Origin of the sequence: Balneola sp., assembly GCA_003712055.1 — a bacterium.
GTDB lineage: Bacteria > Bacteroidota > Rhodothermia > Balneolales > Balneolaceae > RHLJ01.
In genome coordinates, this window is record RHLJ01000002.1 from 477,774 (window position 1) to 503,039 (window position 25,266).

General features: G+C 39.2%; 27 protein-coding genes. 6 read left to right on the forward strand and 21 right to left on the reverse strand.

Features of this window, described 5'->3' with window-relative positions; translation table 11 throughout:
* Positions 1-86: 86 nt before the first annotated feature.
* Both uvrA and ED557_07035 read right to left on the reverse strand, forming a co-directional pair.
* Complete coding sequence (gene uvrA / locus ED557_07030) at positions 87-2,933, reverse strand: excinuclease ABC subunit UvrA (GenBank protein ID RNC84725.1); 2,847 nt, start codon at positions 2,931-2,933, stop codon at positions 87-89.
* 78 nt (positions 2,934-3,011) lie between these two features.
* Positions 3,012-4,304, reverse strand: coding sequence for an adenylate/guanylate cyclase domain-containing response regulator (locus ED557_07035; GenBank protein ID RNC84726.1), 1,293 nt, complete (start codon positions 4,302-4,304; stop codon positions 3,012-3,014).
* A 116-nt stretch (positions 4,305-4,420) separates the two neighbouring features.
* Between ED557_07035 and ED557_07040 the strand changes: the two genes are divergently transcribed.
* From ED557_07040 to ED557_07050, 3 genes are all read left to right on the forward strand, one after another.
* Positions 4,421-5,779, forward strand: coding sequence for a 3-deoxy-7-phosphoheptulonate synthase (locus tag ED557_07040; protein RNC84727.1), 1,359 nt, complete (start codon positions 4,421-4,423; stop codon positions 5,777-5,779).
* A gap of 212 nt (positions 5,780-5,991) precedes the next feature.
* Positions 5,992-6,423 (forward strand): Hsp20/alpha crystallin family protein, encoded by a 432-nt coding sequence (locus ED557_07045; protein ID RNC84728.1) that lies wholly within the window; start codon positions 5,992-5,994, stop codon positions 6,421-6,423.
* 140 nt (positions 6,424-6,563) lie between these two features.
* Positions 6,564-8,036: a Do family serine endopeptidase gene (locus ED557_07050; protein RNC84729.1), complete on the forward strand. Its 1,473-nt coding sequence runs from the start codon at positions 6,564-6,566 to the stop codon at positions 8,034-8,036.
* Positions 8,037-8,271: 235 nt separating this feature from the next.
* Here ED557_07050 and ED557_07055 read toward each other — a convergent pair whose 3' ends face one another.
* A complete protein-coding gene (locus tag ED557_07055; GenBank protein ID RNC84730.1) occupies positions 8,272-8,844 on the reverse strand; it encodes a hypothetical protein in 573 nt (190 codons plus the stop codon).
* Between the two features lie 25 nt (positions 8,845-8,869).
* Positions 8,870-10,300 (reverse strand): hypothetical protein, encoded by a 1,431-nt coding sequence (locus ED557_07060; protein RNC84731.1) that lies wholly within the window; start codon positions 10,298-10,300, stop codon positions 8,870-8,872.
* 145 nt (positions 10,301-10,445) lie between these two features.
* On the opposite strand from ED557_07060, the gene clpB reads away from it, so the two are divergent.
* Together clpB and ED557_07070 are read left to right on the forward strand one after the other, a co-directional pair.
* The gene (gene clpB, locus ED557_07065; GenBank protein RNC84732.1) at positions 10,446-13,082 is read left to right on the forward strand and encodes an ATP-dependent chaperone ClpB; all 2,637 of its coding nucleotides are present in this window, start codon (positions 10,446-10,448) and stop codon (positions 13,080-13,082) included.
* A 37-nt stretch (positions 13,083-13,119) separates the two neighbouring features.
* A complete protein-coding gene (locus ED557_07070) occupies positions 13,120-13,824 on the forward strand; it encodes a restriction endonuclease (GenBank protein ID RNC84733.1) in 705 nt (234 codons plus the stop codon).
* Here the strand turns inward: ED557_07070 and dcm are convergent.
* Entirely contained in the window at positions 13,821-15,101 is a 1,281-nt protein-coding gene (dcm, locus tag ED557_07075) for a DNA (cytosine-5-)-methyltransferase (GenBank protein ID RNC84734.1), read from the reverse strand. The two genes, ED557_07070 and dcm, sit on opposite strands and share 4 nt — an antisense overlap.
* Positions 15,102-15,161: 60 nt before the next feature.
* Between dcm and ED557_07080 the strand changes: the two genes are divergently transcribed.
* Entirely contained in the window at positions 15,162-15,629 is a 468-nt protein-coding gene (locus ED557_07080; protein RNC84735.1) for a very short patch repair endonuclease, read from the forward strand.
* Positions 15,630-15,631: 2 nt separating this feature from the next.
* Here the strand turns inward: ED557_07080 and ED557_07085 are convergent, their stop codons facing one another.
* The 16 genes from ED557_07085 to ED557_07160 all read right to left on the reverse strand — a co-directional run bounded on the left by ED557_07085 (position 15,632) and on the right by ED557_07160 (position 25,218).
* Positions 15,632-16,126 carry an N-acetyltransferase gene (locus ED557_07085; protein ID RNC84736.1) on the reverse strand — a complete coding sequence of 165 codons (495 nt, stop codon included), beginning with the start codon at positions 16,124-16,126 and terminating at the stop codon, positions 15,632-15,634.
* The gene (locus ED557_07090; protein ID RNC84812.1) at positions 16,119-16,979 is read right to left on the reverse strand and encodes a peptidase S51; all 861 of its coding nucleotides are present in this window, start codon (positions 16,977-16,979) and stop codon (positions 16,119-16,121) included. The genes ED557_07085 and ED557_07090 overlap by 8 nt, the downstream gene beginning before the upstream one ends.
* Before the next feature lie 63 nt (positions 16,980-17,042).
* Positions 17,043-17,366: a hypothetical protein gene (locus ED557_07095; protein RNC84737.1), complete on the reverse strand. Its 324-nt coding sequence runs from the start codon at positions 17,364-17,366 to the stop codon at positions 17,043-17,045.
* Between the two features lie 98 nt (positions 17,367-17,464).
* The gene (locus ED557_07100) at positions 17,465-17,650 is read right to left on the reverse strand and encodes a hypothetical protein (protein RNC84738.1); all 186 of its coding nucleotides are present in this window, start codon (positions 17,648-17,650) and stop codon (positions 17,465-17,467) included.
* Positions 17,651-17,778: 128 nt separating this feature from the next.
* Positions 17,779-18,726, reverse strand: coding sequence for a bile acid:sodium symporter family protein (locus ED557_07105; GenBank protein ID RNC84739.1), 948 nt, complete (start codon positions 18,724-18,726; stop codon positions 17,779-17,781).
* 69 nt (positions 18,727-18,795) lie between these two features.
* Positions 18,796-19,224, reverse strand: a complete 429-nt coding sequence (locus ED557_07110) for a VOC family protein (GenBank protein ID RNC84740.1) — start codon at positions 19,222-19,224, stop codon at positions 18,796-18,798.
* A complete protein-coding gene (locus tag ED557_07115; protein RNC84741.1) occupies positions 19,221-19,586 on the reverse strand; it encodes a VOC family protein in 366 nt (121 codons plus the stop codon). The genes ED557_07110 and ED557_07115 overlap by 4 nt, the downstream gene beginning before the upstream one ends.
* 8 nt (positions 19,587-19,594) lie before the next feature.
* The gene (locus ED557_07120) at positions 19,595-19,954 is read right to left on the reverse strand and encodes a VOC family protein (GenBank protein RNC84742.1); all 360 of its coding nucleotides are present in this window, start codon (positions 19,952-19,954) and stop codon (positions 19,595-19,597) included.
* A gap of 4 nt (positions 19,955-19,958) precedes the next feature.
* Positions 19,959-20,498: a hypothetical protein gene (locus ED557_07125; GenBank protein ID RNC84743.1), complete on the reverse strand. Its 540-nt coding sequence runs from the start codon at positions 20,496-20,498 to the stop codon at positions 19,959-19,961.
* Entirely contained in the window at positions 20,498-21,313 is an 816-nt protein-coding gene (locus ED557_07130) for an AraC family transcriptional regulator (GenBank protein ID RNC84744.1), read from the reverse strand. Before ED557_07130 ends, ED557_07125 begins: the two co-directional genes overlap by 1 nt.
* A gap of 12 nt (positions 21,314-21,325) precedes the next feature.
* A complete protein-coding gene (locus ED557_07135; protein ID RNC84745.1) occupies positions 21,326-21,781 on the reverse strand; it encodes a DUF1801 domain-containing protein in 456 nt (151 codons plus the stop codon).
* Positions 21,782-21,785: 4 nt separating this feature from the next.
* On the reverse strand, positions 21,786-22,337 hold the full coding sequence (locus ED557_07140) for a DUF4199 domain-containing protein (GenBank protein RNC84746.1): 552 nt from the start codon (positions 22,335-22,337) through the stop codon (positions 21,786-21,788).
* Positions 22,338-22,606: 269 nt separating this feature from the next.
* A complete protein-coding gene (locus tag ED557_07145; GenBank protein RNC84747.1) occupies positions 22,607-23,023 on the reverse strand; it encodes a DNA-binding response regulator in 417 nt (138 codons plus the stop codon).
* A gap of 13 nt (positions 23,024-23,036) precedes the next feature.
* A complete protein-coding gene (locus ED557_07150; protein RNC84748.1) occupies positions 23,037-23,447 on the reverse strand; it encodes a hypothetical protein in 411 nt (136 codons plus the stop codon).
* Complete coding sequence (locus tag ED557_07155) at positions 23,447-24,547, reverse strand: aminopeptidase (protein ID RNC84749.1); 1,101 nt, start codon at positions 24,545-24,547, stop codon at positions 23,447-23,449. Before ED557_07155 ends, ED557_07150 begins: the two co-directional genes overlap by 1 nt.
* Positions 24,548-24,600: 53 nt before the next feature.
* Positions 24,601-25,218, reverse strand: a complete 618-nt coding sequence (locus ED557_07160; protein ID RNC84813.1) for an ABC transporter ATP-binding protein — start codon at positions 25,216-25,218, stop codon at positions 24,601-24,603.
* Between the last annotated feature and the right edge of the window lie 48 nt (positions 25,219-25,266).

Consider the following 25,266-nt stretch of genomic DNA (forward strand, 5'->3'; position numbering starts at 1 on the left):
ATCTAAAGAATTTCATCAGACTTTAAAGATAGCTAAGTAGCGTCCCAATTATCAACGACTACGGTAAAAATGATTTTTGTTCCAAATCACAGAGCTTTTTCGTGTTTATTAAGCCTGTCGAATTCCTGTTTGAGGAATTTTCCGGTTTCGGATGTTTTATGGTCTGCCAGTTTCTTTGGGGTACCCTGTGCAATGATTTTTCCTCCTCCACGGCCACCTTCCGGCCCCAGATCTATAATCCAGTCAGCCGCTTTAATTAAATCCAGGTTATGCTCAATTACCATTACAGTATTCCCCTTATCAACCAGTTGCTGTATCACATCTATCAGCATGCGAACATCCTGGAAATGAAGGCCTGTTGTTGGCTCATCCATTACATAAAGAGTATCTCCGGTTCCAATCTTGGAGAGCTCTCGGGCAAGTTTTATACGTTGCGCTTCTCCTCCTGAAAGAGTGGTACTTGACTGCCCCAGGGTTAAATAGCCAAGCCCTACCGAATTTAGTGTAGAAAGGATCCTGGAGATGGCAGGCTGTGCATCAAAAAACTCAGCAGCCTCACCAATAGGCATATTCAATACATCAGAGATATTTTTCTTTTTATAATAAATCTCCAGTGTTTCCCGGTTGTATCGCTTTCCGTTACAGGTTTCGCAAGTCACATAAACATCCGGTAGAAAATTCATTTCAATCTTGCGAACACCATCTCCCTGACAAGTCTCACAACGTCCTCCTTTTACGTTAAAGGAGAATCGCCCTTGATCATAACCTCTGATCTTAGCCTCAGGAAGTTCAGAAAACAGTCTTCTTATATGGTCAAATACTTTGGTATAAGTTCCAGGATTTGATCGTGGAGTCCTTCCGATAGGGCTTTGATCAATAGAAATAATTTTATCGATGTTATCTAGGCCTTCTACCGTGTCATAAGGAAGAGGAACACTTTTCGATTTATAGAAGTGATTAGAAAGAATAGGAACAAGTGTTTGATTGATCAAAGAACTCTTACCACTTCCACTCACTCCAGTAACCGAAATAAATTTGCCTAGCGGGAAAGAGATATCAACGTTATTAAGGTTGTGCCCCCTGGCATTCTTTATAGTAATCTTCTTTCCATTACCCTTTCGATATTGCTCCGGCAGTTCAATAATTTCTTCATCCCTTAGAAAACGAGCGGTCATGGAATCATGCTCTAGTTTATCCGGTGTTCCTGATGAAACGATACTTCCCCCATGTACTCCGGCTCCTGGTCCAAGATCGACTACAAAATCAGCATGCTCAATGGTCTCACGATCGTGCTCCACTACAATAACACTATTACCTAAATCCCTTAGTGTTTCCAGTGACTTTATAAGCTTGATATTATCTCTTTGATGTAGCCCGATACTAGGTTCATCAAGTATATAGAGCACACCAACCAATTGAGTACCTATCTGTGTAGCAAGACGAATACGCTGGGCTTCACCACCACTAAGCGTTTGAGCTTCGCGGTCGAGGTTCAGGTAGTTTAGTCCGACATTTAAAAGAAAATCGAGACGGTCTCGAATTTCTTTTAAAACCTGGTTTCCGATTAATTGTTGACGTTCAGTTAAATTGATGGAGTAGAGTACATTACGTAATCCCTGGATATCCAGCTTTACCAGATCATGGATATTATGTCCATCTATTTTATAAGATAACGCCTCCTGATTAAGTCTGCCTCCGTTGCATTTAGGGCAAACCACCTTGCTCATAAATGCTTTCGCTTTTTCTCTTTGTTTAGGAGACTTACTATTCTCGTATTGCTCTATGATAATACGTCGAAGTCCTTCGAACTTGTGCTGGTAAGTAACCGAGCTGTCTTTGAAATCATAGCTCACCCCGAATTTCTTATCCCCGCTTCCTTTCATGAGCATCTTCCGAGCTTCATCTGAATACTTTTTGAGAGGGGTATCAAAATCAAGGCCAAAGCTTTCTAATACAGCTTTGAGTTGTTTGAATGCAAAAATATCTCGTGGAGGCCCCAGGTAACGGATCCCGCCTTGCGTTACTGTTTGCGACTCATTAGGAACTAAAAGGTCCCAGCTTACATCGTAGGTATAGCCAAGTCCATCACATTCATTGCAGGCTCCATAGGGAGAGTTGAACGAGAACAAGTTTGGAGCCGGATCTTCATAAGCTAAGCCACTTTGTAAATCGAAGAGTTTTTGAGAAAAGAGACGGTCTTTGTAAGAGCTATCCTCTTGCTGTACTGAAAGAACCACATTTCCGTCAGCCATTTCTAAAGCTAACCGAATGCTATCAGCGATTCGCTTTTCACTTTTGGGAGAGATCACAAAGCGATCTATTACAACCTCAATATTGTGGGTTTTATATCGGTCAACCTGAAGCCCTTTTGTAAGTTCTGTAAACTCACCATCAATCCGGGCACTTACAAAACCTTGTTTTATAGTCTGTTCAAAAAGCTCCCGATAATGTCCTTTTCTTCCTCTTACTACAGGGGCGAGGCAATATGCTTTGGTTCCTTTAGGCATGGCCATAACCGCAGCTACAACCTGATCAGCTGTTTGCTTCTCCATCTTATTACCACTTATGTAGGAATAGGGAGTTCCAACGCGCGCATATAAGAGTCGAAGAAAATCATAAATCTCGGTAACCGTACCTACTGTAGAGCGGGGATTTCTATTCGTAGTTTTTTGATCAATAGAAATTACCGGAGAAAGACCATCGATAAAATCTACGGCCGGGCGTTCCATCATTCCCAAAAACTGTCGGGCATAAGCTGAAAGAGACTCAAGGAATCGGCGTTGCCCTTCCGCATAGATGGTATCGAAGGCGAGGGAAGACTTTCCGGAACCAGACAGTCCGGTGATTACAACCAGTTGGTCTCTTGGAATATTAATGTCAAAATTCTTGAGGTTATGCTCGCGCGCGCCTTTTACTACAATGTATTCCTGCAATGTGAATTCCCTAGGAGATTAAACCAATCAATTTAATGAACAGTGCACAAAAAACCTGCATTCCTTTGTTCAAAAAAATTAGGCCGGAGTACCTTTGGAAAGGAAATTATAATCTCTGATAAACAACCTATTTGGGATAAGTCCTTCGCTATCTTCTGATAGCTCAGGTTTAATACGGTTTAGGAAATACATAGGTACCTTACCAATATTCTTTGCTTCAATCTCTCCTCTAGGTTCACACTCAAAAAAGTCTTTAATCCTTTCATAAGTATCTTGAGAAATATTGATACTCTCATTTTCAGAGTTTTGCTCCATTCTGGAAGCGAGGTTTACCGCGGCTCCCCAAACATCATATGCAAATCTTCTTTTCCCAATTACCCCGACCACTGACTGTCCGGTATTAATTCCAATCCGAAGAGGGAAATAGGGGATGGAATCGGGTAATGAGTTTCTAAGATTTGATACAAAAAATCTCATTTTTAAAGCAGCAAGTGCTGTATCAATGGGGTGAGTATTATTTCTCTCAGGGATTCCCCCGGCTGCCATATAACTGTCGCCAATAGTTTTAATCTTGATCAGATTATGTTGTGATATGAAGTCGTCAAACTTATCGAAGTAAAAGCTCAGGCTTTCAATCAGCTTTTCAGGAGAAAGATCGGGTACAATACGGCTGAAATCCTCAAAGTCAGTAAACATAAATGTAGCATCTTCATACCTTTCAGGAGCTACTGTTCCATATGCAAGTAAGCTATCCGCAATTTTCTTGGGAAATATGTTTTGAAGAAGATCTTCATGCTCCTTTTTAGTGAGCTCAAGTTCCTGGTTGGCGGCATTTAAACCCGATTGCATTTTTTCGAGTCTGTTGTTTTGACCCAATGTGTTTTTATAAGTGGATACAAGCAGGCTCACAAGATGAGAGAAATCAGCTTTAACGTGATATTGATTCCCTTCAATAGTCACCGGTACTGTTTCTTTAGTTTGAGAAACAGCGATAGGGTTGCTTAAGAGTTCACTTATTTTCGAGAATAAAGTGTCATCATCATAGGGCTTTGTGAGATAGTTATCTGCGCCGGCTTCAATGCCCTTCATTAAGCTTGTGGCTTCAATTCTGGATGTTACCAGGATTACCGGGATACTCTGCAATTTTGGATTCGTTTTGATGGAACTGCAAAGCTCATATCCATCCATCAGAGGCATTTCTACATCCGAAATAACAATGTCAGGATACTCGGTTTCTACGATTTCTAAGGCGTCCTTACCATTCTGAGCGGTAATTACATCGTATCCCTTTTGTATTAGTTTGTGTCGAATAATGGTTACCAAAGCTGGGTAATCATCAACAACTAGTATCCTGGGTTTTGTTTGTAACATTTACATCTCAATTAAGACAAAGAATATAGAAGATTCATAGAAATTTAAGCACTTAGTTTTTTTTAATGGCTTTCCCAAAAAAAGCGTAGCTTTGCAGGTTCAAAATCACTCACAGTATGGCAGAAACGTTAGAGAAAAACTGGACACCCGTAAGCTGGCTTGATAAGCCAATAAAACAACTTCCTGAATATCCGGATGGGAATTCATTAAAAGAAAACTTTGATACGCTTAAGAGCTTACCACCATTGGTAACTTCGTGGGAAATTGATGCATTGAAAAATAAACTGGCCCAAGTTTCTGCGGGGAAATCTTTTTTACTTCATGCCGGAGATTGCGCAGAAAGTTTCAATCATACTACTTCGCCTAAGATTGTAAATACGGTGAAGGTTTTACTACAGACCAGCTTTATTTTGATTCATGAAATGGGAGTTCCTGTAGTAAGGCTGGGGAGAATAGCAGGTCAATACGCAAAACCTCGTTCGCAAAGCTTCGAAGAGGTAAATGGTAAAACAATCCATAATTACAGAGGAGATTTAATTAACGGTTATGAACCCAATGTAGAAGCAAGGGTTCCAAACCCAGCTCGTTTAGTAGAGGGATACCATAAAGCTGCATTAACACTGAATTTTGTACGGGCTCTTGCTGACGAGGGCTTTGCTGATCTTCACCATCCTGAACAGTGGGAACTGGATTTCATGAAGAATAATGAGTACTACAAAGAATATGAGGCGATGGTGGAGTCGATCACCAAGGCAGTGAAGTTTGTTGACGCAATTGCACCGGATCGCTTCTCTTCGTTCCAGAAAGTAGATATCTACACTTCTCATGAAGCACTGAATTTATATTATGACTCTGCTCAGACTCGTAAAGTGCCTCGTAAGACTGACTTTTATAATTTGAGCTCACATTTAGTATGGCTGGGTAATCGAACCAGAGATTTAGATGGTGCTCATGTAGAGTATTTAAAAGGAATATCTAATCCGATTGGAATAAAAGTAGGTCCTCCTTATACCATTGATGACACCCTTAAGTTGATCGAGACGCTTAATCCAACTCATGAGGCTGGTAAGATTGTTCTAATCACCCGGTTTGGAAAATCATTAATTGAGGAAGAATTACCTAAGCTTATCCAGGCAGTTCGCAGAGAGGGATTCCCTGTGGTATGGAGTTCAGACCCAATGCATGGAAATACTTTTTCATCTTCCAATAACTACAAAACCCGAAATTTTGATCATATCCTTGATGAGATAAAGTCAGCCTTTGCTATTCACAGATCAGAAGGTAGTTATTTAGGTAGTGTTCATCTTGAACTTACTGGTGATAATGTAACTGAATGTGTAGGCGGCGCTAAAGGATTAGATGAAGCCGAGCTTGATAATAACTATGAAACCTTCTGTGACCCAAGGTTGAATTACGAGCAATCTTTGGAGATGGCATTTCTGGTTGCCAAAGAGTGGAAGCAGAGTTATTTGTAATTCCTAAGCATTTATCTGTCATAATTTCCAGCCCCTGACGATGAGGCAAAGCCTCGCTGTCAACATTTCTACCACCAAAAAATAGTACTGAAATTTCTTCATTTCAGTTTTGCCGTCGTGTCATACGAACCTGTTTAAGAGCCATTGGCATATCCATTGCAAAATTCTCTGCGAATTCGAACTTAAAATTAAACATTCAAAAGAGGTTAATTATGGCACTTATTAAATATACCAGACCAACTTCAGATTTATTTTCAAGAAACTTCAACGATATCGTTGATGAGTTCTTCAATCAAAAAACTTCTAATTACAGAAGAGATAATTTTATGCCTAGCGTAGATGTTTCCGAAACGGAAACTCTTTTCGAGGTTTCAGTTGTATTACCTGGACTCAAAAAAGAAGACATCTCCGTAGACCTTGAAAAAGGCAAGCTAACAATCAGTGGAGAGCGCAAATTTGAGAATAAAGATGAAGGTAAAAACTTCCATAGAGTAGAAACACAATACGGAAAGTTTAGTCGTTCTTTCTACCTCCCCGATTCTATTGATGAGAGTAGTATTTCTGCAAAATATGACGCAGGAATTCTTTCAATTACTATTAACAAGAGCGAAGAAGAAGCGAAGAAGCAAATCGAGATTGGATAACAATCCGATTTTAGGTTAAAAAAACCGAAGCCCGTGGAAAGGCTTCGGTTATTTTTATGGTTACAAATTGTAAAGCGGTACAATTTTTAACCGGGAAGGCGTTGTAGCTCAAAATTAGAACTATCATCAAAGTTGACATTATGAACACAGGTGTAAGAAATATTTTCGGAGTAGCAGCAGCTATAATTGTTTTATTAGGGTTGAATGCATTTACAGGTAACAATCGGGTTAGTCTACCTGATTACGATACCGAAGTAACCAAATCAGAGAACAGGCCAGTTGCAACCCTTATGGATTTGAACGAAGCTATTGTTGACATAGCAGAAAAAACGAATCCTGCAGTAGTAACTATCACTACAGAGAAAACCCAACAAGTACGCTATAGCGATCCATTTTCCATGTTTTTTAGAAACCCAAACAGTCAGGATGGGCAAACACGGGAATACGTTCGAAGAGGATTAGGTTCAGGAGTTATTGTTTCTGAGGAAGGCTATATACTGACCAACAATCATGTAATTGCTGATACCGATGAAATCAAAATTCAGCTTTTTAACGGTGACGAGGTTTCAGCAGAACTGATCGGAGCAGATCCTGCAACAGACATTGCTGTACTAAGAATAGATGTTGATAATCTTCCGGTAGTAACATTGGGAGATAGTGATGATGCAAGAGTAGGTTCTTTCGTTCTTGCAATTGGGAGTCCATTGAGCGAGGATTTGGCGCATACCGTATCGTTTGGAATTGTAAGCGCGAGAGGTAGATCATTAAATAATCTCACGGTATATGGAGACTATATTCAAACCGATGCTGCGATAAATCCTGGTAATTCAGGGGGTGCCCTTATCGATATGAATGGGGAACTGGTAGGAATTAATACGGCTATTGCTTCAAGGTCAGGTGGAAATGATGGAATTGGATTCGCAATTCCGGTAAACCTTGCCAAAAGAATTATGGACGATCTTATTGATGATGGATCGGTTTCCCGAGGCTATCTGGGAATTTTACCTGCTGACGTTGACCAGGTTATGGCAGAGGCTCTTGGGCTTGAAAATGTAAGAGGTATCCTCGTAGCTAGTGTTGAGGAGGATACTCCTGCAGACATTGCTGGACTTCAGGAAGAAGACATCATAATTGCTGTAAATGGTGATTTATTGAACTCAGGAGATGCAAATGCATTCCGAACCTTGATCGCAAGTTTTAAACCTGGTAAAAAAGTTGATCTTACTGTAATTAGAGATGGAAGCGAGAAGAAAATTACTGTAACTTTAGGCACGCGACCAGGAGAAGAGACAACTTCTAATACGTCAGGTAGCGAGGACATTGATGAAAAACTGGGTTTCAAAGTATCAGGGATTTCTCCTGAGATAAGAAGACAACTAAATTTATCGAATGATAAGGAAGGAGTTGTTGTTACAGAGATCAGAGAATCTAGTAATGCGTTTGAACGAGGACTGGAAAGAGGAGATGTAATCTCAGCAGTAAAGAGAAAAAAGGTTAGTACCGCTGAGCAGTTCTACAAAGAGATTGAGAAAAGCGTTAACAAAGGTGATGAAGCAGTTTTACTTACTGTTGAACGCAACAATCAGAAACAATTTATCGCATTTAGACTCTAAGTAATCAAAGATTTTATTGTACCCCGAAAAAGCCAAGGCCCAGGTCATGATATGATCTGGGCTTTTTTGATTTTCTATATTCGTCCTAGGCTAAATCTCCACTTTTTATCGTCATCCCGCATCCCGATGCTGGATCTGTAAGGGGTTACTCTAATAATAAATATCTCATGATCAACGATTTTACCTTTTCAGATCCCGGATCAAGTCCGGGATGACCAGTAGAAGGAGCTAGAAATCAAATCAGAACAAAATCTTTGTCCCGGAACAAGGGGCTCAAATCTTCAGGAGGAGGAAAGTGTTTATCTCGGAAATCATTGAAGAACCCGAGCGTTTCATTACTCATTAATTGGATGATGTCGTCCATAGCTTTTCCTGAGATCATCATTGGAGTACGATCAAATACCATCATAGTACCAACGCATTGTGTGCTAATCTGATATTGAGCACATTCTTCAATGGAAGTACCTTTAATTACACACCGGGAAAGCCACTTATCAACATCAAATTCCTGGTTCTTTTTTAATTCTTCATGAGCAGAAAAATCCAGGTTCGATTGAAAATAATCCATCATTTTTTGTTCTGATTCTTCGGAGTATTCTTTCATTTGAGTCTGCATGCATTCCATACAGATAGCAAATTCCCACACCAGATCTCTTGTATTTAATCCAGGATAATTTGTAAACGCTTTCTCGATAATATATTCCTCATTATCCAACAGGTATTTCTCGCAAACCAGGCAATGCTCAATGGGTTTACCTGTTTCAGAGGAGTAAAAAAGTTCCGGGAGTTCAGAAAGTGTTGGAGCCATCTTTACAATTTATAGCTTTCTAAAACTAGTACAAGTTTCTATCAAAATAATATCGAACTGATACGTTGAACCCAAAAAAATGGTTTTGAGTAGTTGATTCCAGCAAATCAGGAGATCGTGTTATTACAAATCTTCTGTTGTAATTAAATGATATTCCAGCCGAAATAGAGACTCTGTTCTCGATAAAAAAAGAAAGGCTACTCTGAGTAGTATTTGCGAAGTAAGTTTCCTCTAATTCTGGATCATCTTTTATATCTGAAGTTTGATAATACGTATTGTTAAATGTATTAATGATCATTTGATCGGCTATATTCCAAAGCCAACCAATCGAACTAGTTCCATTAAAATTCCAATTAACCGGGTCGGTTCTTTCGAGTGGAAGTGAAATAAATGTTGTTATAACTGCACTAATTTGATGCTCCAGACTCAAATTTTTGTACGCCCTTGCATTAACTCGAAAGCCGGCTTCTCTATCAACTATTATATCTCTTAATTGGAGAACTCTATTTTCATCCTCGGTTCTTCTCAACAGGTTTTCATATCTATAAAACCCTGCTAGTTCTATTTCAGCTCCTTCGAAACGCTGCCCTAGATTTTCATTAAAAACATCGTTTAAAAAGAATAATTCATAAGCATTAAGCTGGTCGAGCTTATTATTTGAAGCTTCATTAATGTCTTGCCAGAAATATTTTAAAGGGCGGTCATATCGTTGTAGGTAGCCATTGTATTTGGTGAATAATTCAGCAACTTCTATTATTTCATCGCTTGAAAAAGAGTTATTGCCCAGGTCTTTATAACGCTCGTTTAATCTAAGTGAGCGTAGTATCGGAGAAATATTTCGTACTCTGCCAAAACCTATTCCAAAAGAAGGATATGCATTAATTCTTCGGTTTATAGTTACATCCTTTTCTTCAAAAGAATCCTGTTGTTCATCTCTTTTACTTCTTATGATCCGAAAGTCTGTATTTAAGGAAGTAGAAATAAAAAAATTCTCACCTATATACTCCTTTAGGTCAAAATATACTGATGGTTGAATACCTAAATTTCTGAGTTTTATTTTCTCATGATCTTCACCGAAGAAGAAATCTTGTTTATCCTCAGTGTTTGTTACTTGTGTGAATACAGAAAAAGAGGTGTTTAATTGGTAAACTCGTTGTTCGCTTTCTCTAAAAAGAGTTAAATGGGGAGTAAGATTAATATTAAAATTAGAAACACTATTTGCGAATTCACTATCAGATCCAGAGGAAAAGGGATCAGGAATCTCATTAGTTGTATTTGTATTTCTCCAATCATACCTCAAATGCCCCGTGGAAAGATAGAAGTTTTTGTATCCCCATTCAGGTAATCGGTAATAAATAAGTTTTTGAAAGTCTGCTTTATTTTGGAAGCCTACACTTTCTTGGGATAAACCTATTGTGGGTACCAGGAAGCAAATCATTAAGAAAGAAGTTTTCATTGATGAAGAAGATTTTTAGAAAAGGTTTGAAGAAAATCTAAGTACCAGCTAAGAATGAGTAGTAATCCTGCAATTCCGTCAGAAGCTCAATCCGGGCATGATTTTAGACATTAATAGTGGAAAAAAGAAGTAAAGATCGAACACTATGAATTTAAATAAATTCACTCTCAAAGCTCAGGAGACCATCCAAAAGGCGTTGGAACTAGCCCAGTCTTCAAACAACCAGGCATTGGAACCAGCTCACGTTTTAAAAGCATTTCTGATAGATGCAGATAATATCGTAATCACATTGATTAACAAGCTAGGAGCCAGCTTAAAAGTAGTAGAAGTAAGTACAGATGCTTCCCTTCAAAAGCTTCCAAAAGTACAGGGTGCTTCTGTATCTGGTCAATATCTTTCTCCATTAGCCAAAGAAGCATTTGATTTAGCACAAAAAGAGTCGACGGCACTAGGCGATGAGTATATCAGTTCTGAACATGTGTTATTAGGTTTGGTCCAGACCAAAGGAGAGATCGCCGATGTCTTAAATGACCAAGGTGTTACTAAAGATAATATTCTTAAGGTGCTCAATGATGTTCGAGGAGGCCAAACAGTGGACGACCCCAATGCGGAAAGCCGCTATGGAGCGCTTAAAAGATATGCCAGGGATTTAAACGAATTAGCGGAGAAAAATAAACTGGACCCCGTAATTGGTCGGGATCAGGAAATTCGAAGGGTAATGCAAATCCTTACCCGCCGCACCAAGAACAATCCTGTACTTATTGGTGAGCCAGGAGTGGGTAAAACTGCTATTGCCGAAGGTATGGCACTTCGGATTGTAAGAGGAGATGTTCCCGAAGGGCTTAAGTCAAAACGCATTGTGGCTCTAGATATGGGAGCTTTGGTTGCCGGGACTAAATTCAGAGGTGAGTTTGAAGAACGATTAAAGGCAGTAGTGAAAGAGGTAACAGAATCTGACGGAGAATTAATTCTCTTTATTGATGAAATCCATACACTGGTTGGAGCAGGTTCAGCAGAAGGTTCCATGGATGCAGCCAATATTTTGAAGCCAGCACTTGCAAGAGGAGAGATGCATGCAATTGGTGCCACAACCCTTGATGAATACCGGAAATACATCGAAAAAGACAAAGCACTTGAGCGAAGATTACAGACGGTATTAGTTGGTGAGCCTTCGGTTGAGGATACGGTATCTATCCTTCGTGGATTACAAGAACGATATGAGGTACACCATGGGGTAAGAATTACCGATGCAGCCATTATAGCTGCTGCCGAGCTTTCTCACCGTTATATCTCAGATCGCTTCCTTCCAGATAAAGCCATCGACCTAATTGATGAGGCGGCTTCGAGGTTACGATTGCAAATAGATTCTCTTCCAGAGGAGTTAGACGGCATTGAACGCCAAATCCGCCAATTAGAAATTGAAAGAGAGGCACTTAAGCGAGAAAAAGATCAATCCAAGATTAAAGGGATTGAGAAAGAACTGGCTAATCTTGAAGAAGAGCGCAACAGTATGCGTGTGCAATGGGAGCAGGAACGTGATCTCATTCAAAAAGCGCGTGAACTTAAACAAGCCATAGAAACCACAAGAAATGAAGCTGATAAAGCGGAGCGTTCGGGGGACTATGAAAAAGTAGCAGAACTTCGTTATGGTACCATCACCCGATTAGAAAAAGATCTGGAAGCAGCAAAGGTTCAGTTGGATGAAATGCAGGAGCGAAAAGCATTGCTCAAAGAAGAAGTGGACGGGGAAGATATTGCTGATATTGTAGCTCGTTGGACAGGTATCCCAGTGAAGCGTATGCTTGAAAGCGAACGCCAGAAGTTATTGCTACTTGAGGAAGAGCTTCACAAAAGAGTAATTGGTCAGGATAAAGGAATTGAAGCGGTAGCTAATGCAGTTCGTCGATCAAGGGCAGGATTACAAGACGAAGGCCGGCCTATTGGCTCTTTCTTTTTCCTTGGTTCAACAGGGGTAGGAAAAACCGAATTGGCGCGATCACTTGCTGAGTTTTTATTCAATGATGCAAATGCAATGATTCGAATTGATATGAGCGAGTACATGGAAAAACATAGTGTAAGCCGATTAATTGGACCTCCTCCGGGATATGTGGGCTATGATGAAGGCGGGCAGCTTACCGAAGCGGCTCGCAGACATCCTTACTCAGTGATTTTGTTAGACGAAATCGAAAAAGCACATCCTGATGTATTTAATATCCTGCTTCAGGTTTTGGATGAAGGAAGGCTGACCGATAACAAAGGGGTAACTGTCGATTTCAAGAATACCATCATCATTATGACTTCCAACATCGGCTCTCATTTAATTGTGAATGAAATGGAGAAGAGCAAAGGTGAGCTTAGTGACGAACAATACGAGAAGCTTCAGCAGCAATTAATTGACCAGTTAAAGTTGACCATTCGACCGGAATTCCTGAACAGGGTAGATGACATTATTGTATTCCATCCATTAGGAAAGGAACATATTCGTCAGATTGTAGATATCCAGTTGAAACGAGTTCATCAGTTACTGGAGAAGAATAAGGTCAAACTCACAATCCCAGACTCAGTGAAGGATTGGCTAGCTACCCGGGGATATGATCCGGTATATGGAGCACGTCCTTTGAAAAGAGTAATTCAACAGCATATCACCAATACCCTTGCTACTCAGCTGATTATGAAAGACTCTGATGCTCCTATCAAGTATGAAGCAGCTCTAAACAAATCCGGAGAAGAGATCGCTTTTGCTGAAGTTGTAAGTGATGTAGAAGAGTGGGTGGAGGAATAATTTAAGGTATTAATATTCTAATGTCTTAAGTTAGGGTATGGATAAGCAAAAGTTAATTGATGAGATAGTTCAATATTTTGATGAAAATATTGCTCAAGTGCATCAAGAGAATTTGATTAATAAACACGCAAAATTATCTAGTTATCAGATCAATCCAATACTGGTTAAGTACCTTTCGCAACTTATAGAGAGTGGGATTACTGAAGAGGGAATTGCTAAAGCTCTTTTTTACCCAAGGGCTTTGGGTACTTCAATAACTGGCTCATTTGGAAGTAAATTTCAAAAAATGCTTGTTGATTTAGGGCTTGTTAAAGGATCACTAATCCCAGGGATGGACATAGAATATCAGGATAAGCTAGATGGTAGAGATAAATATTGTCAGTTAAAATCTGGACCAAATACTATCAATTCCAAAGATGTTGATCCAATGCTGAGCGAATTTGATAAGGTCGCAAATTTGGCTAGAGCAAATAGTTCGAAAGATTTTAGCAATAATGATCTTGTTGTTGGAATAATGTACGGTGACAAAGATCAATTAAGTGCTCATTATTTGCGTATAGATGAAAGATACCCAGTCATTATTGGACAGGAGTTTTGGGAAAGAATTACAGGATATCCATCTTTTTATGGTGAGCTTATTTCATCAATTGATGATTTAATTGACAGTATGCCTTTCAGTGATTCATTTCAAAGCGCCTATCATAAGCTTGTATCCGAAATTCGAGCAGCAAACCTAATTTAAAGTGAAAGAGTTGCTTGTCTAGAGTTAAAAACCTGTTCGCTAAAACGATACGTTTCGTATGTTCTATTAAGAAACTCAATGATTGAATACCCAAGTTCCCTTCCTAGATTTACAGGGACAGCATTCCCAATCTGCTTATACTGATTTGTTACTGATCCAGCAAATTTCCAGTTGTCAGGAAATGTTTGGATCCTTGCATATTCTCTAACAGTAAAAGGGCGGGTTTCTTCAGGATGACAGCGTTCTGTTTGTTTTTGAGCAGGGCTACAAGTAAGAGTCAAACTTGGTTCGCTCCAGCTAATTCTTCTTGCCATTCCTGTTTTCCCTCCTCCAAGATAAAAGCTCTTTTGCATGTATTCCTTCTGTAAATCAATTGGAAGGTCTCGCCAATATCCCCCGGGAGGGACAAGATCTAATATTTCTTTTTTCCTTTGAGGGTATGAAGAGCCTTCTGAACTTGGGACATCAGTATCAAAAAGTTCTCCCTTTTTTAATGCATCTCTTAGTGTATATATTTTTTTATAGGGTTTTGGGTAATTAAAATCTATTTCAATGTCTTTTCTAATACCTACCAATATTAACCGTTCTCTTTTCTGAGGAACGTTATAAAATATGGCTTTTAATATTCTAGGATTTAATGGCTTATACCCAATCTCATCAAGTACAGATTTCATTCCTTCTAATGTATTTCCTCCATCGTGATTCAAAAGGCCGCGGACATTTTCTGCAACACAAAGAATTGGTTGCGTTTCGTCAACAACTCTAGCAAACTCATAGAATAAGGTGCCTCTAGCGTCCTCGAACCCTAATTTTTTTCCAGCATAACTGAATGCCTGACAAGGAAATCCACCAGTTACAACATCAACTTTTCCTCTGTAAGACTTGAAAGATACATTTTTAATATCGTCTTCAATTACATGCCAGTTTGGTCTATTGATTCGTAATGTCTCTGCTGCCCAATGATCAACTTCATTTAGTGCAGCACAATTCAGTCCAGCTTTTTCTAAACCCAAAGCTAAACCGCCTGCTCCAGCAAATAACTCTAAAACTGAGTATTGATTATCAGGTTCTTTTTTATTCCCATTTTCATGGTTATTAAATAGGAAGTCTAGTTCATCAAATATTTTTAACTGTTCTTTTTTGTAGACTCTATAGTTGCTCATTGGCTCTCTTACAGCAACTAATTTTCCATTATTATCCCATCTTCTAAGAGTTTCTTTGCTTTTACCAAGCAAGTCTGCAACTTCCGAAATAGTATAGTAATCTTTCATAACCATGTGTAATGTTTAATAACGTGGTTATAATATGTATTAAATATGTAAAGCTCAATACAGGAAATGTCAATTAAGTATCAAGAAGAACCTATTAAAGTTCCTAGATTTGAAGAATCAAGTGGGTTTTATACAACTGAAGATAGAAGCAGGCTTATGTCAAAAATAAAACGAAAGAACACTAAGCCTGAAATTATTCTCCGGAAGTCTCTTTATGAGCTTGGGTTTAGGTATCGTATTGATTTCAAAGGCTTACCTGGGAGACCAGATATCTCTAACAAATCCAAAAAAATTGCAATTTTTATCGATGGCGAGTTCTGGCATGGATATAATTGGGAAGAAAAGAAAAAGTCAATCAAGTCAAATAGAGAATTTTGGATTCCAAAGATTGAAAGAAATATGCAGAGAGATAGGGAAAACAATAGACAACTAAAAGAAATGGATTATCATGTTCTTCGTTTTTGGGAACATGAAATAAAGAAACACTTAGACATTTGTGTAGAGGAAGTTTTTCAGTATTTGAGATCAGGTTAAATCTAGTTTTTTCTTTCCAACCTCATCACCATACACTCATCCTCACCAAAAGTGCGGTATTCCACAAACTTGAAGCCAAGGCGTTTATAGAACCTTATTGCATCTGTATTGGTAATTAAAGGATCGATGATAATTGCGGTTACCTTAGGGTTAGAGAAGCAATGATCGAATGCAAGGTTCATCATTTGAGCGCCATAACCTTTTCCCAAATCATCGGCTTCGCCTATCCAGATATCTATAGCACGAAGGTCCTGCTCTACTTCTCCCCAGTAATGAGTTTCTTCATTTGCAGGATCAATGATTTGAACCATTCCAATAGGGTGATCTCCCAACATGGCTATGAATAATTCTACATAGGGAGAATCTTTGGCTATTTCTTCTTCCCACTCCCATTCATCATCCTCTCCGGAAGCAGCAATTACATGAGGTTGTTCATCCCAATGTTGCAATATGGGAATGTCTTCAAGAGTAGCCGGGCGTAAAGTGATATCAGTCATCAATTACAGTGCGGTTTTCCATGTCATATTTATCACCTGATCGGAGGAAGTAGAAAAGCTCACTGCTAGGAGGAAGAGTCTTCTGAGAGCTTCCTTCTCTTGACCAGAAAGTCCCATCAAAAATGATGACGTAGCTATCACCAATTACTTCGAATTGGTTACCCTGAACTACTGCAGCTGTTCCTTCATCTACACTAATTCCCAATAACTCAGGGCGGTTTTTAAGAATATCAAACATATCGAAATGACGGTTTCGGGCAATTACATGTTGGTCAATAGCGATATTCTTTACAAAGCCAAATCCTTCTTCATGATCTCCCATCATAATCTGGTTGGTTCTGGTATCTCCTCTTGCTAAATAAGAGCCCTGAATAGTAGCACCTGCAGAAGACCCTCCGATTACTCCACCTCGTTCAAGAACTTCCCAAAAAGCTGCTTCCGTTTTAGTACCAGCGTAGGCATCAACAAGCCTCCATTGGCGGCCACCTCCAAAAAATACACCTGCCGCTGTTTTAAGAGGCTCAATGAAAGCGTCTGTATCAGCTTCTTTCGGGTCACGAGTATGTAATACGATAACATTAGTTGCTCCAAAATTTCTTAAGGCCTGTGCTCCTCCCGAGTTTTGAGTGATGTTATCTGAACCTGATGCAGTTGGGATTACTACGATGGGAGCATCCAGTCCACCTGCTAATTCCATAAATTTTTCTATAACACTATCCGGCATACGCCCTCCACCAACTATAACCAGAGAACCGTTTTCCGGACCAGTTGTCACAGCTTTTTGTGCATCAACTGGAATAGATAGAAGAAGAAAAAGAATACAGAAGAGATAGAAAGATTTCATAAAGTGCATCATTTAATTTGAGCACTAATGAAAAGGTTTATTTCGAGATTATAAAATCTTTCTTCGATTTATTTATCTATTGCAGCTGGAGAAATGGTAATGGTTCTTCCCTTTTACAAAATCGAAGGTGTGATGATGGTGATCAAATAAAAGGTGTGAAGCATAAGGCTCTGCAAAAGCAGCTCCCGTTGCAAGAAGTAATACCACGATTAACCCGGTAGTTCGCCTGCCTTTCTTTTTTGAGTTTTTTAGAATCCATGCCACCCAGGTAAGGATACCCACTATGACAATTTTAAACAGGCGTTGTTCCCAGCTTATCCATGGATTAAATCCACCAATGATCCATAGAAATAGAATAGCAGCGCCAACAAGGAAGATAGCTTTAGAGTTTTTCATGACTAGAAAATTTGTTGCAACACTCTAAGCACGAATGGAAATAAAAAAGGTTTCGCTCGGTCAGGAACGAAACCATTAATTTACGATAGGTTTTCTAACTAACTAATCTTGTTAAAGAGTGCTGTCTTTGCCTCTTTTAACACTAACAAGGCCGCAAAAATAAGTCCGGTAAGTACAGCTCTAATGGTCATTTCTGCCATAGAGATTCCGGATTCAAATCCTCCGAGTATTCCAAATAGAGTTATAGCAAGAACGATGGTGATGATGTATTTTGAAAATTCCATGATAATGATCCTCTTGTGATTTCTGATGACCGACTGTATGACGAGAGGAATCCAAAAAAAGTGACAAACAAAATCGCTTTTTTGAACGATTTTACAAGTTCTTAACAAATATCCGCCAGGCTTAACAATTACTTTTCCTTTCTCCAGAAGGCTGCAAGAATGGAACCAGTAATATTTTGGATAATGCTGAATAAGGCAGGAGCCAATCCCATTGTTGCGATCTTCCCCATTTCAACTGCGATTCCTGAAGCCAGTCCCGAGTTTTGGAGACCAACTTCAAATGCAATGGTTCTGGCTGATTTTTTATCCATTCCAAGTAGTGTACTTAATCCATACCCCAATACATAACCAATTGAGTTATGAAGAAGAACAATACCAATTAATAGGAACCCAATAGAGAGTATCGAATCTCGTCCTGACGCTGTGATAATTGCAATGATGAACGTGATGCCCGCCATTGAAAAAATGGGCATAATCTTTTCGAAGATTTTAAAACGCTCATATAAGAAATGATTGAAGATTAAGCCTCCTATGATGGGTAAGAGTACAATTTTAGTAATGCTCCAAAGCATGGCTAATGCATCAATGGGAACATAGCTACTGGCTAACAATTTCATGAGCAAAGGCGTGGAAAAAGGAGCTATAACCGTGGCACAGGCGGTAAGAGTAATGGAAAGGGCCAGGTTAGACTTGGAAATAAAGCTCATTACATTTGAAGCAAGTCCACTAGGTGATGAACCTACTAATATTACTCCTGCAGCTATTTCAGCTGGAAGGTCGGCTACCAGTACTAAAAAGAAGCCAATAACAGGCATTATTGAGAATTGACAAAGTAAACCAACCAAAATAGCCCGAGGCATTTTAATTACTCCTGCAAAATCTTTGATACTCATGGTAGTACCCATACCAAACATGATTGCCATCAATAGGGGAATAATAAGAGCGCTTAATTTGAAATCTCCCCAACTTGTAAAATGAGTGGGGAATATAAGCGCCCAAGCCACAGCGATGATTACCGAAGCGGTAAACGCGATATTTTTTACCTGGATTTTTTGGGTGTCTGCAGGATTCGACATGGCTAAATTATTGATCGCCAAGTATAAGAATCCTAACTATATAAAGAAGGTGAAAGTTAGTTTATAAGACTACCCCATAAGATTCAACGCATCATCAGTTCCCATCTTTTCATACTCTTCATCATTGGGTTCCCAGAGTTCTATCTTGTATCCATTCGGATCCATGATCCATCCAAATTTTCCGTATTCGAAGGACTCCATTTCTCCAACTACTTCTACGCCTTCTTCTCTAAGAGTAGCCAGAAGCTCTTCAAGGTTTTCAACGCGGTAATTGATCATTGCATCTTTTGTGCTTGGATTGGTATAAGTAGTATCGCTTTTAAAAATACTCCAGGCAGTGAACCCCTTTTTTGATTCATCACCTCCGTGGCGCCATTCAAAGGTTCCTCCCCATTGTCCTGTTTTTATTCCAAGGTGTTTTAAATACCATTCATTTGTGGCCTTTGGGTCATCTGCTTTCAGGAAGACTCCTCCGATTCCGGTTACTCTTCGTTTCATTGTGGTGTTGGTTTAGTGATTATTCCTAGTGTGTTGCCGGCAATGTCGTTAAACCAGGCAAAGCGTTGCCCATTGGGTAGCGCAATAGGTGGGACTTTAGTCGTTCCCCCAGCATTTTCAATGCGTTCAAGAGCTTTTTCAATATCATCAACCTGGATGTAGAACAACACATAGTGGTCAATTTCGGTAACTAATGAGGTGATGAATCCATTAATACTATCCTCATTCTTGGTATCAATGCTATCCATATTGTCTGCTTTTGCAATATTCCAGTCAAAACAAGCTTCATAAAAAGCAGAAGTTTCACTTTGGTTACTACAGCCAATCTCAAAAAAGGATATCGGATTAGTTCCAGTATTCATTTTCTTACTCACTCGTTATGTTGATCAATGAGGATTTGATTACCGTCTGGATCGGTGATGCAAAAATGACAAGGACCTTTTTCATCTTTAACCGATTCCGACTCCATAATAAAATTAATGGAGTCGTCGGCTTTTAACTCTTTATAGATACCCCTCGCATTGGTTGGATTGAAGGTGATAATGTTTTCTTCGAACATATCCTGGAATAGGCCAATCTTAACATCTTGTCTCTTCATAATTAACCATTTTTCCTCTACTGAACCATATTCGGTTAGAGCTTCAAATCCTAGTTTCTCATAAAATGCTTTTGAGCTAGCAATATCTTTTACCGCAAGCGATGTGGAGTGGGTACCTAATTCAGGGATCATAATGTTATTCGTTTTGATTAAAAGTTGTCTTATTCCAAGTCCATTGCATTCCTTTTTCACCTGATTCATCTTCGATTCGAGCTGTGAGGGAATTTTCTTCAAGTGAGTAAATAATGCGTTGAGGAAAGTCGTGCTCTAGGTTTTCAAAAACAGCTTTATTTGCAGAAACCTCTTTAAGCTTAAAAGAAGTAGAAGGTCCTCCTCCGAGACTAGCTACATAATGAATTTCGTTGTTGATTTGTACAATTCTAAGGTACTCGAAAGAACCTCTGCCATTAGCAAAAGTATCGCGGTGCAAGCCCAGCATCATACCTGCTGAAGGAGAAGTCCAAACTTCTTCCATGGTCATGCCATTATCAGAAGCTGTCCAATAACCGCTCATCCATTCCAGATCGTTTAGAGTTTGAGAGTTAACCTGTTGTGTGGAAAGAAATAGAAAAGTGATGATTAAATAGAATGTGGTTTTCATATCAGTAGTTTTGGGTTTTTGAATAGCCCAAAAGCTAAATCTCCGGGTTTGATATGTATTGGAAAAAACCGACATCACTTTTCCACAGGGCGGTTTAAGAAGAAGTTGGCCATAGTTTCTTCTTCAAAGAAATATTTGGAAGGATCCTCACCTGTAAATTCCTGGAAGTTTTTTATGAAGTGAGACTGATCATAATACCCGCTTAGATAAGCCAATTCGCTCCAGGACAGCTTTTGTTCTTTGATCAGTTTAAAGATGTAGTTAAAACGAATGATTCGGCAATAAAACTTGGGAGACAGCCCAATAAATTTCTTGAATGATCGCTCTAATTTACGCTCGCTCACATCTAATTGATCAACAATCTCAGAAACAGAAAGTACTCCGTTTCTTGTAAAAATGAGTTGAAGAACCTTATCGATTAGCTGATCGGATGTTTCTTTCGAATTGACAGAGTCTTCTAGGAATGAGCTTAGTGCTGTTATTTTTTTAGAGAAATGATCCTTTCCCAGGAGCATGCTTGAAACGGGGTCAAACTGACCAGGCAGGGTTGTCTCCAGCTCTACCACATCATCGGTTAAGGGCTCCATATTTGTACCAAAAAGGGTAGTAATTCCCTGGGGCCTGAATTTGATTCCGATCATCCCGGAGCGGCCGGTGTTTTCCAAAAGGAAATGGTTTCGTATCTGGCCGGCCAGTAACTGATTGGATTGAGCGCTCCATTCTCCTGAAATATTGATTCTGTAAGGATCTCCATAATGAAAAATGATTTCGGGAAATCCATCAGGAATAATCTTCTGCTGATGTACAGTAGTATCATCACTTTCAATTACCCAAAAACAGTCAATGAATTTGGAAAGGGAAGGCGGAGACTGAATACGCTCGTACAGCATGGATTCTCCAGCTTACCGTTTTATAGAAGTTTGATAGATTGAGATCCAGTCTTCAACAGATATTTTGGAAACTAATTCGCCCATTAAATCATAAGGAATATGCTTTGTATTCTTAAAACGAATACAGCTCTTGCCCATATCTAGTTTAGTAGGAACGAGGTTTTTATACTCTTCCTGAAACCATTTCAACAGATTTTCATCAGCATACACCCCCATATGATAGAATCCAATATGGCTTTTCTGTGATGCTATATTCAAAAAAGGAAGTGGAAGTTTTGGGTCGCAGTGGTAGCCATCAGGAAAAATGCTATGAGGCACTACATAGCCAATCATTCCATAATTGATACATTCTTCAAAGCCTTCCGGGAGATTGTCGAGTACTACCTGGCGTAGTTTGGTTACCGCATCTTTACGGTCTCCTTCTAATTGATCGATGTATTCGTCTACTGTAGTTGGTTTTGTGGCCATGGTATTAAGATTGAGTTTGAGGTTCTTTTGATGCTAAGAAGTTGGGATTTCTAAATAAGAAAGCTCCTACTAGAGAGATTATTAAGCCTACAGGAAAAATCTCAGAAAAAGTGATGGGAAGACGAAATACAGGGTTTTTATAATTTTCCATACTATTCGTCATTTGCTCTGTCAAAGCTTCAATTTCTTCATCTGTTGCTCCAGATTGTATAGACTTCTCAATTATCGATTTTGGATAATCTTCAATAAATGAATAATCGGTTACGTATAGATTTATTTCCCATACTATTACATATACGATGCTTGCGATTAATGAAATCCCCAGGCCGATTTTAAACGCAGTATTAAACTTTATCACACCCCCCAGCGTCTCATCTCTATATTTTTTTATGGCTACAAAAATCATGGAAAAGCCAATGGCCATAATTGAGAAACCAAGAGTTTGAGATGCAAAGAAAGAGTCAGCTCCAGCTCTGGCTGCATAAATTCCAAGTGTCATGCTTCCTATAATTACTGCTCCTACAATTGATCCGTAAACAAGTATTATTTTCCTCATCGTTGTTTGGTTTTGTTTATGTGTTACCGCCGACTAAGAAAAGAATTAGCAAGGCTAAATCCGTCACCCGAAAGTATGATTTTGATAAAATCATCCCAAAAGATGAGCGAAATGGTCACCTTTTGGTCATTCTGGGTTGAATGGTTCTGACTGTTACTTCTTTGTCATCCTGAGGCTACTGCCGAAGGATCAACACAACTGCGAATAGTTCGGATTGTGTGTTGATTCTTCGCTTACGCTCAGAATGACATGAAAAAGTGGTGCAGAAATCACTCAATCAACTTCAGGGACTTTGCTTTCTCTACCGCCTGGGTACGCCGCTTTACTCCCAGTTTTTCGTAAAGCTTGGAAAGATGAGTTTTTACCGTGTTGATGGATACGAAAAGTCTTCCGGCTATTTCTTGATTGGAAAGCCCTTCAGAAACCAGGATTAGTACTTCAAGTTCTCGTTCACTGATCCCAAGGTAATCCAGGGCTTTTTCATTTTTTTGAAAGGAAACGGGTTCGGTTTTTGGTTCTGTCAGTTTTTTTCCTAACCAGAGCCCAAGTCCAGTAAACAGAACCGCTATAATTAGAATGTAGAATTCAGTAGAGAGGTCACGAACAAAGAAGCGATACTCGAAATACTCCAGCAGAAACACTAAGAGAGCAAGTGCTAAACCATATAGAATAATCGTTTTCTTCATTATTTAGTAAGTATCAGGTGGAATCGTCGACATAGCCTTTAAGATGCCACTTGTTTTGGATAGACAAAAACCAGCATGTAATGAATATTCCGTTGTCTACACCAATGATTTGAAATCGGATAAGTTTTGGTTCTACCAGTTCGACTTCTTCAATAGTATTTTCTTGAAAAGTAAGGGCTTCAAATATCCAGTTTTCCTTTGAGACTAAAAGGCGATCCATTTCTGGTAAAAAATGTCCATTCTTTTGTTCGAGGAAATCGCCGGTGGCGTAAACTACTCTAACCGAATCCACAAGCCTGGATTTCTGGAAAGCCTCATCTTGGCGAAATTTTTCTAGAAAAGTCGTAAAGTCCTCATGTTGAGCTTGAGCAACTTGAGGTAAATGAAATAGAAAAGAAATAGCTATTAAGCAGATTTTTTTCATCAAAGCAGTTGATTAGGATTCAATCCTTTTAAGTCATCCACAACAAATTCACGACCTTTGCGAACCAGTTCTCCATCTAAATATACATCAGCACCGATGCACACTAAATCCCAGTGAATATTACTGGAATTCCCATTTGGAGCAATTTCATAGTCTTTGCCTAGTGTGAGGTGATTTGAGCCATAAATCTTTTCATCAAACAGGATGTCGTACATAGGACTTTCAATCACAGGGTTTGTGCCAAAGCTGAATTCGCCAAATCGGCGTGCTCCTTCATCAGTATCAAGAATGTCTTTTAAAGCTTCATTATTGGAGGATTCAAAGTCTACAACCACTCCGTTTTCTACAACCAGCTTCACAAACTCAAAAGGCTTACCCTGATACACAGATGGGGCATAAGTGATGTAGCCATTTACAGAATCGCGGATTGGTGAAGTAAAAATTTCTCCATCCGGGATATTATGTGATCCAAAGCAAGGCACCCAATTTTGGCCTTTGACTGAAAAGCTGATATCTGTTCCTTCGCCCTTTAAATGAATGACATCCGTTTTTCGTAATCGAGCTTCAAGCGGATCCATTGCCTTTTTCAGTTTTCCATAATCCACCAGGCAGGCATCGTAATAGAATTTGGTGAACTCACGCGTCGGCAGTTTTGCATTCATAGCAAAAGAAGGAGAGGGGTAGCGCATAATGCACCACTTCGTATTATTTACCCGTTCTTCGAAGTGAACGGGATGAAGAAAATGCTCAGAATAAGCTTTGTTGGCGTCTTTACTTGCCTGAGAATTTTCGTAAATATTTTCTGAAGCGCGAATTCCAATAAAAATATCCATCTGCTTCATCAAAGGTAATTGGTCTACCGAAGCCTGGTTTTTCCAAAATCCTTCATCACCTTTTTCGATCAGTAATCGTTGCGTTTCGGTATCCTCAATTTGCACAAAAGGATGCGCCTCTTTATCTCTGATCTGCTCAACCAGAGTTCTCAATAAATTGATGCCATTTAAACCTATTAGCTGCACCATTACATTTTCTCCTTTTTGGAGTTGGGTGCTGTGTTCGAGGATGAGTGTTGCTAAATCCTGATCGTTCTGTGAAATCACGGTCTATATTTTGAAGGTGAATGTTTACGATGAGAAAGTAAAAAAACCAAGATTCAATCGTGCAACTGAATCACCTGATCACACAGTTTGATTTCTTCAGGATCATTGGAAGCTATTACCACAAAGGTGCCAGCTTCATTTTGATCTTTTACAATATTCTCTACAAGTGCGTGTCCTTTTGTATCGAGATTAGAGCCAGGTTCGTCCAGGAATAGAATTTCAGGATTTCGTACCAAACTGGCGGCTAATTTAGCTCTTTGTTGCTGACCGGTTGATAAGTTTTTAAAAAGGTGGTCTCCCAGCTTATCGATCTCAACATATTCAAGAAGAGAAAGAATCGGGGCTACATCGTTTGAAAGTCCACTTACTGTTTTTAAGAATCGCAGGTTTTCAATTAAGGTGAGCTCATCGTATAAATTGATATAAGGAGCTGAGTATCCCATCAATGTCTTGGAGTTTTCCTTTGAATAATTGACTTCATCTTTACTCCAAAGAATGGTTCCTGTTTTAGGCCTGAGTAAAAAAGCCAGGCATTTTAAGAGTGTTGATTTACCGCTTCCATTAGCTCCGGAAATGCCCAGTACCCCTTTTGAGTGGGAAAAACTGAGATTATCAAAAACTTTATGCCGATTGTAGTTTTTAGAAAGCTGTTCAACCTGTAGACGAAACATGTTTAAAGGTACCAAGATCAATCCTAAGAAAAGAACAAGTTTTTAGTT